The organism is Oscillatoria sp. FACHB-1407, assembly GCF_014697545.1.
Taxonomy (GTDB): domain Bacteria; phylum Cyanobacteriota; class Cyanobacteriia; order Elainellales; family Elainellaceae; genus FACHB-1407.
Window position 1 is genome coordinate 295,432 of sequence record NZ_JACJSA010000001.1, and the last position, 15,720, is coordinate 311,151.

A 15,720-nucleotide genomic window follows, 5' to 3' on the forward strand; every position below is an offset into this window, starting at 1 on the left:
CATATTAAGCATGACTCAAACGTATAACTGGCTGATGAGTTATTTTCGTAAATTCCACCGTTTGCAGTTTAGAAAGGCTGGGTTGATTGAACAATTCACCCCATTTGTTTGGCTGGGAAACCTTCACCAAACGCAATACCTATTCATTGGTATTTCATTGGGGTAAATCTATCCCCTGCGATCTTAAGAATCTCATTAGATTTGTAAGGTTAATTTCAGCAAAACAGCTTCTAAACTCATTCTCAGGGATGTTCAAAATCAGGTGCTATTGCACTAATTCAGGAGAGATTGCAATGATGTCAATTGACTTTCAGGTTGCTACCCGTGAACTCTTTGAACGATTCAGAGAGACTGATCCTGAATTGGGGTCGATCGCAGCGATCGCCACTCAAAGTGAAGATGGCTTTGTCAGGAAACATGCCGATAAATTTGAAGGTGGCTCCAGAGAGGCGCGGCAGGTCTACCGATTAGCCGTCAATCTAAAGCAGAAAGCAGACTTGCTTTGGCTCAACATTCAAGATGTTTTTGCATCTCACTTTCAGCAAACTCTCTTTAACAACTTACCTACTGATTTACCGGATGAATTCATCAGACAACAAGCCGATATTCCAGCTTATAAACGCTTGTTTGGTGGGTTAGATGCGATTGAGCAAGAACACTGCCGATCAATATTGGGTCCAGCCGCTTATTTTGTTGATTTACTGCGGTTTATTGAAGCCAATATTCTCGAAAGTGATCTTTCTAACATCAATCCTTCTGAAAAGAGAAATTCGATTCCGGATTCCTGTCAGCTTCACTGGCGTCGCCCTGATCTCTCACGGATTCGGCTTGATTGTCAAAACGCTCATGAGTTAATCCCCTATGTTGATTTAGTCAACGAACTGTTAGAAACATTCATTAAAACGATTGAAACGGCGGATCAAGATGCCTACGAAATTCTCAGTGAAACGGTCTTTCCGATGCATCTGCCCTATCATTTGCCACTCGATGAAATTCGTACCTATTTAAAGCAACTTAAAACCAGTCTTTATCACGTTTATCAGGCATTTGATTCATCTCAAAATCAGGGGATCAAAACACGAATTACCAGAGAGGCTTTAGAGTTATCCCCTCAAGAATTTAGTTTAATTGTGTCGGAGTTAGCCGCTCCATTGCAGGTGTATGGCGATGTATCGCTGGCGGGTGAAACTGGTCTAGAAAACGTTGAGGTGTTTCTAGAGCAAACTGGGCTAACGCGATCGCAGTTGAATCAGTTGCTGTTTCAAGACCTCGATCGCCACGAGATCAATGCCGGGTTATCCCGCCTGTTCTTCATCAACAATGTCAATGATGGTTTGGGTTATTTGACCATCGCCTTAGGCAGCAACAATGGCTACGATCGCCTGTTAAACCTCAGTCTAGAAAAACTCGATCGCATCTATCGCTTCCTCAAGCTGGCGCGCAAACTGGAGTGGTCGTTTGCCGATCTCGATTGGGCATTGCGATCGCTCCATGCACCCTACGTTCCCGAAACGGCTCTGTTATTGGATGGCATTAACGACTATGTAGAGTGCCGCAATGTCAAAAATTTAGATTTAAACGAGTTTACGATTGAGGCGTGGATCAATCCCACTGAGTCAGGGCGCAACGTCATTATCAGCAAAGGCAGCGAGGCAGAGCACCAACTGCACTTTATGCTGTGGGTGGACTCAGCAAATCGTCTGGCGTTTTATGGCAGGTTGTCTGCCACGGAAGACATCGAGATCAAAAGTCTTGTCACCATTCCAACCGGGGTATTTAGCCACGTTGCGGTAGCGGTTGATAACGCCAAAAAAACGATTCACCTGTTAATCAACGGTGATCCGGTCAATGTTGATGTCGATATCAACACTAACCCTAACCCCAATAGCAGCAATCTATTGAACCAGGTTGATGTTTCGGTTGCGTCGCTAGCCGATTGGGAAATTGTCTCAATTGGGGATGACCTCTACCTGGGGCGCGATCTCTACGACGAATATTTCACAGGCATTCTCAAAGAGGTGCGAATCTGGTCAATTGCCCGTAGCCAGTCGGCTATCCAGGAATATCGGTATCGCCGTCTAACCGGACGAGAACAGCGTTTGGTGGCATATTGGGCACTGACAGAAACTCCCTCCAACGCCCTGTTAGATCTAACTCCCAATGGCAACCACGGCATCATGGGAGGTTCCCAATTCTCGACTCAACCTCGATGGGTACAAGAGGATTTGGTGCTCGATCCCCTCTCGGCAGGTCAGGGCTTCCGGTTTAATGGCGTTGACGACTACCTGGCAGCGAATGCGATCGCGTATGGGGATCTGGAAGAGATCACGTTGGAAGCCTGGATCAAGCTGGAAGCAACAGCAGAGAAGAGCACCATTCTGTTTAAGGGCAATCGAGCCACAGGGCGATCGCAATTTGCGTTGTGGATTGACAGTGCTAACAGACTGGTGTTCCAGAGTGATTCTCTGGAGCAGAGTTACACCAGTGAGGACGCGATCCCAGTGGGACAGTTGACCCACGTTGCCATCGTTCTCGACAAGGAGAATACCTCCAAGCAGGTTGTGAAAATCCATGTGAATGGCGTCATGGATGTCCAGTGGTTGATCAGACCTGCTGAACCCCTGATCGCGGAGGAGGGCGATCGCGCTAACAGTTATCTCCTCGTAGGGCGCGGGGTTGAGGGCAATTATTTCAAGGGGATCATTCGGGAGATCCGCATCTGGAATCAACCCCGCACTGAGGAACAGATTGCCCTGTATCTCTATCGTCCCCTTCCAACCGGAGAACCTGGGCTCATTAACTATTGGCGATTGAATGAGATTGAGACGGATGCCGATATCAGCCTTGCCCCCGATGCGGTTCCTGGTTCGCGCAACCCATTGGTGCTGGGTGGCATTGCTGGGGATCATGCCCCCGATCGCGTTACGTTAACCAATCGTCTGTTGCCCCCGTTGCCGATCGCCACGACAGGAACGGTGTTGCAGTTTGATGGCGACAACGATGTGATTGTCATCCATGATGCCAAACGGGTGGATCAGCGCAACTCCAGACGGTGGGGATTGGGGCAATATGAACGGTTTACGCTGGAGTTTTGGTTTAACCCCACTGATGCAAGCTTGAGCGATCGCCAGCAGGTGTTATTCAGTCAGGGTGACGCAGAAGCGGGCTTGAGTGTTTATCTGTATCAACATCGGCTGCATGTGTTGGCATGGACAAACACCTTTGAGCAGAATGCCCTGCAACAGTCGATCTTTAAGTCGGAACCGATCGCCTATGACCAGTGGTATCACCTGGCGATCGCTCAGGATGAGTTTCCTACCCCTGATGGGGCGGATGCGCGACCATTGCCATTGGAGTTGATTGAGCTACGGGCTTATCTCAACGGCAACCCGATGCAGACCCCAACCGGAGGGGCGATCGCTCCGGGATATCGCCTGAGTCCAGTGGGAGTCGCCTATCTGGGAGGGTTAGGTGAACTGGGGATCACCAAGTTTGAGGAGGCTTACTCAGCCGTTGAGGTCGAGCATCTTTATTTCTTCTCCGGGCAGATCACCGACCTGCGGTTGTGGAACATCACAAAAACTGCCGCCGAGATTGCCAGCGATCGCCACGTCGCCCCCCCGGCATCGCCCAATTTAGTCGCCTATTTCCCCACCAAAGAGGGTCAGGGCAATCAGATCAAAAACCAGGCTGAGAATCCAGCTACTCCATTGACCAACATCGACATTGGCACTCTGCAAGCCCGCGATATTGCCTTTGTTGCCGATGGCACGGGAATTGAGCTAGAAAATGCCTTTTCTCATTACGTTGCTCCCGATGCCTTCACCTGGTCAAACTACGTCTACAGCGGCAGACTCTACATCGACAACGCCGATGCGGGAATTGGAGTCACCTTTTTGAGCCAATATCCCAATGAGGCACGCTTTTATCGGTTGCAGCGATATGCCCAAAAACCGCAGTTTCATCTCGTCGCTCATACCCACGGATTTCAACCCCTGACCATCACAAAAGCAGTGGAGGTCATCCCTCAACCCAATACCTGGTATCGCTTCCGCATCCGAGTTGAGGATATCAACAACCAGACCGAGATTAAGGTGCAGATCTGGGAGGATGAGCTAGAGGGCATTGAACCTCCAGCAGATGCCTTTCAACTGGAGGCGATCGACCCCAGCCCCCATCGACTGACACAGGGCACCGTCGGCGTATGGACGTTTGGTGCAGGCAACAAGCGGTTCGATCGGCTGAAGGTAGAACGCATTGCCCCCATCGGCATTCGGGCGGAGGTTCTGTTAGCCGACAGCAACTTTGAGCCATACAATCCCCCGGAAGACCCGATTGGCTGGAACCACACGAGCGATCGCATCCAGTTTCAACACAATGCGTTGCTGTTTAAGACGGTGGCGTTGGGTGGAAACCATGCTCTGGGCACCGATCAAACGCTGGACAACATGCAGTCCTTTTATGACGTGCCAGAGGCGTTGACCTGGTCAAATTATGTGTTCACGGGCAAGATGCGGTTCACAGCGGCAGATAGCGGCGTTGGCGTGAGTGTGTTGAGCCGCTATCCCGATAACCGGGATCAGTGTTATCAACTCAAACGCGATCGCTTCAAGTCTACTTTTTATCTGGATGCACGACCCTACGGCATTTACCCACTCGAAGGCAGCGTTGATTCCGGTGTGGAGGCACGTCCAGAGGTATGGTACCGCTTCCGCATTGAGGTTCGCAGTACCGATACGGAAACCTCGATCAAAGCCAGAGTCTGGGAAGAAGGGCGTAACGAACCGAGCACGTTCCCGATTAGTGTGACAGACACCAGCGACATTCGCCTCTCAGCGGGCACCGTCGGCGTTTGGGCAGGGGGCAATGGCTTGAAATGGTTTGACGAGTTACAGGTCGTCACGTTGTCCGATCTCCTGCTGGAGGAAAACTTTGGCAGATTCGCACCCGATCAAGACCCCGATTTTTGGGTAGACACCAGCACCCGCATTGACTTTGATGAAACGCTTCCTCTGTTTAAGGCGATCGCCGATCCCACCGACGCCAGCAATATTGTGCTGAGTTTCACAGAGACGGGCGATCGCGAACTCAACAGTGCCTATTCCCACTACACGAACCCCACTGAAAATCCTGCCGTTTCCACCTGGACAAACTACACCTACACAGGCAGATTTTATGTAGCCGACCTCAAAGGCAGCATTGGCGTAACGGTGCTGAGCCAGTTTCCAGCACAACAGGAACGGTGTTATCGCCTCGGCTATGACGGCAATTCATCCACCACCTTACAACTGGTGAGCCTGATCCCCGGTGACATTGCACCGCTAGGTGGCACCCGTGATTCGGGAGTAGCGGTTCAAGCCAACACCTGGTTCCGCTTCCGGATTGAGGTCGAAAGCGACGATAACCTCAACCAGACCCGCATTCGGGCAAAAGTATGGCAATCGAGTACCCAGGAACCCCAGGCATTTCAAATTGAAGCCTTTGAGGATGGCGATCAACGACTCAAAGCGGGCACCGTTGGCATCTGGGCAGCCGATATGGGGCTAAAACTGTTTGACGATCTGCGGGTGCAGCGACGGGTTCTCTACAACACCAACTTTGAGACAACCTCCGTGGGGCAACTGCCAACGGATTGGCAGGTTACCAGGGGCAATAGCCGGGAAGTCAGAGTGATGGAGGTAGGGGGCAACAAAGTGCTCTCCATTGGCTCAGGAAACAATGAGACACACGCCCATCTCAACCTTCCGATCGCCCTGGGTTGGAGCCAATACACCTATACCGGGCGATTGCAAATTGCGTCCTCCTCGTTTGATATCGAAGCCGGGAAAAGCATTGCCAAAGGGGGCATTGGAGTTACATTCCTGAGTCGCCATACAGCCTCGGAGCCAAACCGCAATCGCTACTACCGCTTGCGAGTGGGGGCATCGACCGGAGAGCGCACCTTTGGGCTACGGGCTGACCCCGGAGGCATCACCACCGACAACAATCGACGCGATACAAATATCAGAATCGAAGTGAATACCTGGTATCGCTTTCAGGTTGAGGTGCGAAATGGGGAGAACCGGACGGAGATCCGAGCCAAGGTCTGGAAAGAAAAAGAGCCAATTCCAGAACTATTTCAAATGGAGGGCTATGACAATAGTGTGCCAGACCCGGCTAAGAACATTCCTGGGCGGTTAACCGCTGGCACGATTGGAATTTGGGCGGAGGGAGATGGAATCAAGTATTTTGATGACTTGCAGGTATCTGAAGGCATCATTTTATTTGAGGATTTCTCGACGCTGGCGATTAACCAGCATCCTAACCATTGGGTGGATACCAGCATTCGTCACAGTTTTGTGCCGGAACCGGATCTATTTAAGACTGTTGAGGTTGATGGCAAAACTGTCTTTGGCACTACAGTCGAACGGTACAGTGCCCATTCTCACTACAACGTGCCCGATGAGGTGTTGGACTGGTCAAACTACACCTATGTCGGTAAATTGCGCCTGACCCATGCCGAAGGGGGCATTGGGGTGACGGTGTTGAGTCGCTACCCGGAAGAGCGAGATGCTTATTATCGGTTGAGCTATGGCAAAACTCCACAATTGAACACGTTTCATCTGGTGGCTCACCCTCGTGCAGCGGTTCCGTTAAAGGGAGACACCGATTCGGGGATCACACCTGAGTTGAATGTCTGGTATCGGTTCCGTATTGAGGTACAGGCTGGAGGCGATCGCACCACGATTCAAGCGAAGATCTGGCGAGATGGTGAGGATGAACCAACCGATTATTCCATAGCCGCTTACGATGACAGTGGAAATCGCCTTACCAGTGGCACCGTAGGCGTTTGGGGTGCAGGTCAGGGCGGCAAATTCTTTGATGAACTGGCAGCCTTCCGCTCTATCACCCTGTCAGAAGATTTTGGCAATGATGCCCTCGATAGCAATCCGCCTTTGTGGACAAATGTCAGTGCTCGCAATCTGTTTGAGCCAGACTCAACCCTGTTTGCCACTGCCGATATTTCCAATAACACGCTGCGCTGGGCGAGGGTAGACAACTATCCCCTGTTGTTGCGTCCGTTGAGCCTGCGAGCTTTGCAATTTGATGGTCGGGGTGAGTATGTGGCGGGGGCATTGCAGCAACCACTCGAGTTGTCCCAACTGACGCTTGCAGCCTGGGTCAATTTAGCGGGTTCCGCAAACTCCCCGGTCGAACAGGAAAACCCGATCATCAGCCTGATTGGCTTCACTCCGACTGGGCAAGCGGTGAAACTGTGGTTTGGCATCACCGTCAGTCCCAATGGTCAGCAAAACTTTAAGCTGAGTCTGCTGGATGTGCAGGATCAGATCCGTCTGATCGACCAGACTCACGCCATTCCCTTTGGGGAGTTTGTCTTTGTAGCAGTGCAGGTGGATGGCGATCGCGTCACCTTTGCATTAGCCGGGGAACCCGATTTTGCCAGCGAGGCTAACATCCGCCGCTTGCAAACTCCGCTAACGCTGCGGGTCACCCGTATTGAGATTGGTAAGGATGGGGGAAATCGCTATTTCACCGGACAGATCAAAGAAGTGCGCCTGTGGAACGTGGCTCATTCGCTGGATGTAGCCATTGCAGAACGGTATCAACAACCCCACCCATCGCGAGAGTTGGTCGGCTATTGGGCATTTGATGAACCGCAGGGTGCGGTCACAGCTGATGAATCTATTAGCGACAATCAGTTGTGGTTGGGAGACTTCGTGGGGGCGCGCCACCCTGACCTAGTGGATTTGACTGAACCCGACCAGGGCTTTTGGCGATCGCAGCGGCAGGTATTGGGCTTTAACGGCACTCCACAATGGGTTCCCATGACGGATGAGGGCAGCGACTCGGCTCGCTTGCGCCGCACGATTGAGATCTGGTTCCGCGTCGAAGACAAAGGCATCTCCGATCGCAAACAGGTGATTTATCAGGAAGGGGATGACCAGCGCGGCTTGAACCTCTACATCTTTGATAGTCAGCTTTACTTTGGTGGATATAACGTTCCTGCCATCGAGAGTGGTTGGCAGGGCACCTGGTTGAGAACCGATCGCATTCAATCGGGCAAATGGCATCATGCCGCTCTCGTGCTGGATGGCAGAGCAGAAGTGCGTCCCGAATCTCTGCGTGCCTTTTTGGATGGCAGACAGATCGATGCTAGTTTCGGCTCGCAACTGTGGGGCGATCGCGGGTTCCCCACATTAGGGGGCGTCAGGGGCAAAGTGCGCTTCCACGATGGCGTATCGCAAGACCAACCGGGACACGACTTCCACGGGCAAATTCTAGAGGTACGCATCTGGAACACGGCTCGCACAACCGCTCAGATCGCTAGCACCCGCATGGAGGAGTTGCAGGGCGATGAACCTTTCCTGGCGTTGTGGTGGGTGTTTGACAATCTCACAGACACCGAAATTCGCGATATGAGTGGCAACCGCCACAGTGCGACCATCGAACCGGGACAGCTTCAACCCATCATCCTGCCGCAACGGGCAACCTTACCGGACACCGAGTTAAACGCGGCGACCTTAGAGGGACTCGCCACTATCAAACGCCTCAAAGACCAGAGCAATCTCTCGATCGATCGCCTGACAGCATTGTGGTATCGCATCAAGCACGTTGGGCAAGAGGATGGAGTCACCCTGTATGACCAGGTGTTTAACCCCAGAGGTAGCCTGGGTGATGACTGGGAACCCTATCCCACTCTGCGCTGGGGCAAGTTGGGGCAGGACAGTCCTAATCGCGATCGCCAGATTCGGACGCGCCTCATGGGGGCACTGCAAGTCTCCGATGCTGACCTGACGGCGATCGTAGAATCCCTCAGCGGAACTGACCCGATCATTGATCTCGACAACCGCTATCTCAACCAACTCTACCGATTGGCTCGATTGTCCCGGTTGTTGGGGTTGCGAGTTCCGGAGTTGTTGCGGTTGATGGAGTTGATCCATCTCCAGTCAGTCAACACCCTGAGCGATGTAGTGCAATTGGTGGAACGCGCCGACTGGCTAAAACTCACCGAATTAACAGTCGCCGACCTGGAATTCTTTGCCAGTCCTGTAACGGGCGATCGCCTGTTAAGCCTGGACGAAGCAACGGTACGCGATATGGCAGACAGTTTGATGCGCCAGTCGCGGGACTTCCTGGTTAATGGCGATTCCTTTATCTCAGCCGAGATCACGCAAGCTCAGTCGCTCACCATCTTTGCAGAACTGGATGCTAAAGGCTTTCTCAGCACCACTGAATTTGTGGATGGCAAACGAGCCATAACCGCGATCGCCACCGCAGAACCGCATCAAACCGAGGTCAATACCCTCCTGACACGCCTGCGAGACGAGCACAAAAACGCCATTCTGGTGGAACTCGCCACCCTGTTTGACACTCAACCCGACTTGATGCAGGTGGTGTTTCAGGAATATGAGTCGATGATGGAGCCGATCCAATTCCTGACGGAGATGCAAACGCTGCAACCCACTGGCTCAGCCCCTTCGGAAGCACTGATCACCTATCTCAATACCCTGACCAAAGTGTTGAGTCTGGCAACCCGCTTTGAATTAGCTGCCGCTGAGTTAGCCGTCTTGTTCGACCATCCCGATCGCTTCTCCGTGAGCAACGTGCTGCAACCCACGACCCTCGATCTCAATCGCCTGCACCAGTTCAAAACCTTCAAGACCACCTACAACGACACCAGTGGTAACCTGCTGCGGTTGTTGCAAACCACCACACCTGCGGAAGCAACCGGGGCGATCGTTGCACTAACTGCCTGGGATGAAGCACAACTGAAACGATTGCAAGCCTACTTTGGCGCGACCCAACTCTATAACCGTCTGGCTGATCTGGAGCAACTCCAACCCGCTATGGATCTGGCGCAGGTTTTGCAGACCGATGTTGACTTGTTGATTCAACTTGCGTCGCTGGAGCCAAGCTTCCAGAACCTCCAGCAGTTAGCCTCTGCGGTGCTCAAAGTTTTGCGTGCCCAATACGCCACCGAGGAGTGGCAGGCTATCTATCAGCCTATCCACAATCAGATTGCTGTACGCCGACGGGATGCGTTGCTCAGTCTGGCACTGCGAAAACTCAGCCAGAAGACCGACTCTCGCAGTGGAGCCGATTTGCTGTATGAATACTTCCTGCTAGATCCACAGGTCAGCGGTGAAGTCGAAACCTCCCGCATCGTGCAAGCCACTGCCAGTTTGCAACTGTATGTGCAGCGATGTCTGATGAACCTGGAGAAAGGGGTTGATCCGTCCACAGTTCCCCTGAAGGAATGGGAGTGGATGAAGAACTACCGCGTCTGGGAGGCTAATCGCAAGGTCTTTTTGTATCCCGAGAACTACATTGAGCCGGAGTTGCGCGATAACAAAACGCCCCTATTTGAGGAACTGGAGCAGGAGTTACTGCAATCCGACATCAATCAGCGATCGGTAGAACGGGCATACACCAACTATTTGGATAAGTTTGCTGAACTGGCAAATTTGCGAATTGTCGGTAGCTATCTGCGAGCGTTTACCCGCAATGAGCGTGATGCAGATGCTGCATTACCTGACAGGATTCTCTATCTGGTTGGGCGCACCGACACCCAACCCCAGACCTACTACTACCGGGAAGTCCATCTGGAAATGCACTGGGAAGCACAGCAGGGAGGCCATTACCCGTCTCGCTGGTTGCCCTGGCGCAAGATCGATCTGACGATTAATGCCGACCATGTGACGCCCGTTTATGCCTTCGATCGCCTCTTCTTGTTCTGGGCAGAGATCACCAAAACTACAGAATCTTACGTTGATGCCGAAGAACAGCAACGGAGCCGCGATGTCTATGAACCGACCGTCAAATACTCATACTACAACTTCAGTGAAGCCTGGGCACAACCCCAAACCTATCTCCAACTGGGGCGCAAGCTTGATCACGCCACCATTCAACTGCAACAGTGGCAACGGGTCAACGTGCAGCGATCGCTCGATCTCTCCGTCACAGATCCCAATGAAAATGGCACCCTTCAACCTGTCAATGTTCTCAAAGTAGCTCGCCAAAATGACCAGGCAAACTTTGCGCTACAGCGATCGGTCAACCTTAACTCCATTGACTCCACCTGGAGCATTTGGGCGAAGTTGATCGACCAGGGGGTAGTCTCCTCATATTCCCAATCGGCAACCCTGGAACTGTTTAATTACGAGGATGGTCAACTTGCTGTTTCTGTCCTGGCGCAACAGCTAGTTATCTCTTTGCCAGACGCCAATCCAACTCAAAAGGCTATCGAAAAGTCGCTGCTTGACACGCTGAATCCAGTGTTTTTGCAGGCACGTCGGGTACTCAAAGCGTCGGTAGCTGCCATCGCTTTCATTGAAACTCGTCCTTCAGAGGAACAATCGATTAACGAACTCGACTCGTTAAACCAGGCAACGGCAAGACTGAGAGAACTCAACAATGAGTTTATTCGAACCTTAAATGCGACTCAGGTTGATTTAGGAAACACTCGGACTGGCACGTTAAGAGTGATTGGAACAGAGATCAACGCTCTGACTAGAGAAATCGACGATATGGTTGAACAAGTCCGAGCACTCGTGACGTTTTCTTTTGGATTTGACCTCACCAATCAAATCGTTTCGCTTGGCGACCAAACCAATCGTCAGGCAGCGGAGCGTCTGCAAACAGCAGCAGATCAGCCCGCCAAAGCGCAGTTTGTCTGGGGAACTCCATCCCTGACGCTGCAAGTCATCCTGAGCGATCGCCTCGTCCTTGAATCCCCCATAGAGTCTGGGAAGTGGACTAACATTGCCTTAACGTTTCAACACCGACCCAATAACTCAACTCTATGGCTCAGCACTACCCAATCGAAGGGAATACCCACGACTCAAACCCGTGATGTGTTCTCAACTCTATTGCCCAACAGGGGATCGCTCACCCTTGGCAAACCCAACGAACCTGACCCGCAAGATCTCAATTCAAGTGAGTTAGTCACAGCTCACCTGAGCGAGTTTCAACTGTGGTCTTATGCCAGAGATCAGTCCACCATTCTGGGTGAAATCAGTCAGCGTAAAGACGGCAATGAGTTGGGTTTAATTTTGCATCTGCCGCTTGACACCAACCGGGAGAACGCCAATCTGGTGATCGAACCCTCCGATTCCAATGGGGATGGGCTGCTCCTAGAGCGATCGAGCTTTGGGCTGTTGCCTGTGGCTGATCAGGAGCGCATGATCATCTTTTATGGCGATACACTTGGCACGCTGCGCAATAACCTGGACGACCGCAGCTTTAACCTGACCCTAGAGCGACGGAATACGCAGAAGCACTACGATGTCACCGTGACGCAATCTAGTTTGCATGTCTCAACCACCGATGGGTTGAGTATGAATGACTTTGCGATCGCCGGAAACACCCAAGACCGCACATCCACAGTGACAGTGGGCGGCGTTAGCTACAATCTCCGCAACTACAACCCCGCCTATTTGCAATCCATCATCGACGAATACGACCGCTTTGTAGAGTCAAGACAACCTGTCCCTATCGTGTTAACCATTCTGGTCAGAGCGATCGAGGTCTATCTGAGCGGCGCAAGCAATACCCAAAACACGCTATTGCAGAACTTGCCTGCGTTTGAATCCACGGTATTTGATGTCAACAATCAACCCGGTTGGTACATCGTCAATACCAAGAATGAGCAGTTTTTGTTGATGGCAGAGCAACCCGCTAAAACCGTCGAAGAACGCTTGAAGTTTGAATATGGCAAGATTCAAACCCGCGCCGTACCGCAACCCGTGACGGTTTATTTTGATCACGATCCAGGACTGGAAGCGACGCTCAACGAGTCTAATCAGACGGTTCCTCCCCACTTCAAATTCAAGGTAGAGCGGCTCAGTACCTACGCCATTCACGAGTTAAGCCAAAACCTGTTTAAGGGTGGGTTAGATGCCCTGGTTAGCCGTTATTCTCAACTCACTCAAGAGTGGAATTTTGCCGACTATCAACACAATCCCACCCTCATCACTCCGCCCAGCACCTATCGCCAGGGTCGTCCTGAAACCATTGACTTTGAAGGGGCATACGGATTGTATTACTGGGAGATCTTCTTCCATATTCCTTTCCTGATTGCCAATCGGCTCAACGCCAACCAAAACTTTGCCGATGCTCAACGGTGGTATCACTACATCTTTAACCCCACTACTCGCGAACCTGCCAACGCCACCTCTCCTAACGATCGCTACTGGCAGTTTGTGCCCTTCCGTAATTTTCAGGTTGAGTCTTTAGCTCGTCTCTTGACCAACTCCACTGCCCTCGCCGAATATCGCAACGATCCCTTTGATCCCCATGCGATCGCCCGTTTGCGTCTGGTTGCGTATCAGAAGGCGATCGTCATGAAATACATCGACAACCTGTTGGACTGGGGTGATGCGTTGTTTACTCGCGATACCCGCGAATCGATCAACGAAGCCACCATGCTCTATGTCCTGGCGTACAACCTCTTAGGGCAACGTCCCAAAGTCAAGGCGGTCAAAGAGTTGAGAGAAGTGGGCACCTACGCCGACTTCCTGCGCGAACATGAAACATTGGTGCGAGCCAACACCAGTTTCATTCAACAAAACAACCTCGATTTTGAATTCTGGTCGAGCGATGAACGCACCTTGTTTAACGGCAATGGAGCCAGTCCCCACCGTCACCTGATCACCAGTTTCGCGGTTCCTGAAAACGAAACCTTTATTAGTTATTGGGATCGTGTTGAAGATCGGCTCTACAAGATCCGCCATAGCCTCAATATTGAAGGCGTGTTCCGTCAGTTGGCACTGTTTGACCCACCGATTGACCCGATGGCGTTGGTGCGAGCCGTTGCCGGAGGTCGCGATTTGGGCAGTGTGCTGAATGAGGTGAGTGCCCCTGTGCCCCACTATCGCTATGCCTATTTGCTGGAGAAAGCCAAAGAGATGGTGTCGTTTGTGACAGAGCTAGGTGCCTCGTTATTAGAGGCGATCGAAAAGCGGGAAGCGGCTCATCTAGAAGTCATGCTCAACACCCATGAGCAAGTCATTCTCAATTTGACAACGCGAGTCAAACAATGGGAGATCGATGGCGCACAAAAGCAGATTGACCAGTTGCAAATCAACCAACAACGCACCACAGCCAAGCGAGATCACCTGCAAGGACTGATCGATGAAGACTTGATCATGGAAGAAGAAGCGTATCTAACGCTGAAGGGTCTGGCGCAGGTTAGCCGCTCAGTTGCCGTAGGGGCAGAAACCATCTCATCCGCCAGTTTTGCTGTTCCCAACTTGATTGTGGGTGGTGCCGGGGTTGCGGGTTCGCCAGTATCCCTCGCATTAACGGGAGGCACAGCCGCAGGTGAAGTCTCAGGGGCGATCGCGGCTCAAGCGAAGGAACTGGCTGAGATTTTTGATACTGCCGCTGACATGACCGACAAAATCGGCGAATACAAACGCCGCAAGAAGGAGTGGAAACAGGAGAAGAAAGTGGCTGAGTCAGAATTGCAAGAAATGGAAGTGCAAATCGCAGCCGCCCGAATTGCCCTGAACAAAGCCCAACAGGAATTGCTGTTGCATCAAAAATCCATCACTCAGAAGCAAGAAATTGCCGATTTCCATCGCAGCAAATTCTCCAGTCAAGCTTTGTATAACTGGATGATCGGACGCCTCTCTGCCCTCTATTTCCAGGCTTACAAACTGGCGTATGACCTGGCGAAAGCAACGGAAAAAGCGTTGCAATTTGAGCTACCCACTACTGATACATTTATCACGTTTGGTCATTGGGATAGCCTCAAAAAAGGCTTGCTGGCAGGGGAGTCCCTGATGCTAGAACTCAACCGAATGGACAAGTTCCACCTCGATCGCGACGTTCGTTTCCTGGAAATGGAAAAAGTGATCTCATTGAAAGTGTCACCGAACTTGAACGGCGCACTGAAAACGCTGAAGGACAAACTCACCGAGCTAAAAACCAATGGGCTATGCGAGTTTGACTTGAGCGAACAACTCTTTGACGAGGACTATCCCGGTCACTATTGCCGCTTACTCAAAACCATTTCCATCTCCATTCAAGTTAACTTCGACGGCATATCACCCAATGAACGCCGAGAACTAGAGTTGCGATCGGTGAATGCAACTGTGATTCAGCGGAGTAACAAAACGCTGCTACAACCCAATATTAAGGCAGTGGAATATCTGCTGGGCAACAATGACGAACAACCCGACGCCAGCATCTTACGGGTCGATTGGCGAGCCAATCAACAAATCGCTATCTCCAGAGCGGAGGAAAATAGCGGCACCTTTGGTAACTTTGACCTCAACATTTTGTTTGACGATCGCTACTTCCCCTTTGAGGGCACAGGAGCCGTCTCCTCCTGGCGATTAGAGTTGCCAAAAGACACTCCAAATCAATTCCCCCTCCCAAAAATTGAGGATGTGGTGATTCGCTTACGCTATGTCGCTAAAGCCGATAATGGCAAATTTAAGCAGGAGGTCATCAAAGCGTTGAAAGCGTCTGGGGAATAGTTGAGTAGAGTGGGCACTTTCACAACTCATGTGGAATCGCTATAGAGCAACACCCACTTGGATGAAGTAAGGGCGTTTCGCGAAACGCCCCTTCAAAATTCATATTAGGACTTACGCATGTGAAGCCTAAAACTTTGGGCGTTGCTGATCGATGAATGAGTCGCGAGCAAGATGCTCGCACTGGTTGAAACGATTCACCTGAAAGGAGTGTGAGCATCTGGCTCACGTCTGTGTC

At 51.6% G+C, this 15,720-nt stretch carries 1 protein-coding gene; it reads left to right on the forward strand.

Features of this window, described 5'->3' with window-relative positions:
- The first annotated feature begins 293 nt into the window (after positions 1–293).
- Positions 294–15,485, forward strand: a complete 15,192-nt coding sequence (locus tag H6G89_RS01245; protein WP_190503360.1) for a LamG-like jellyroll fold domain-containing protein — start codon at positions 294–296, stop codon at positions 15,483–15,485.
- Positions 15,486–15,720 lie beyond the last annotated feature (235 nt).

Coding starts and splice junctions, on each gene's coding strand:
- H6G89_RS01245 (WP_190503360.1), top strand. CDS start 294: ATGATGTCAATTGACTTTCAGGTTGCTACCCGTGAACTCTTTGAACGA.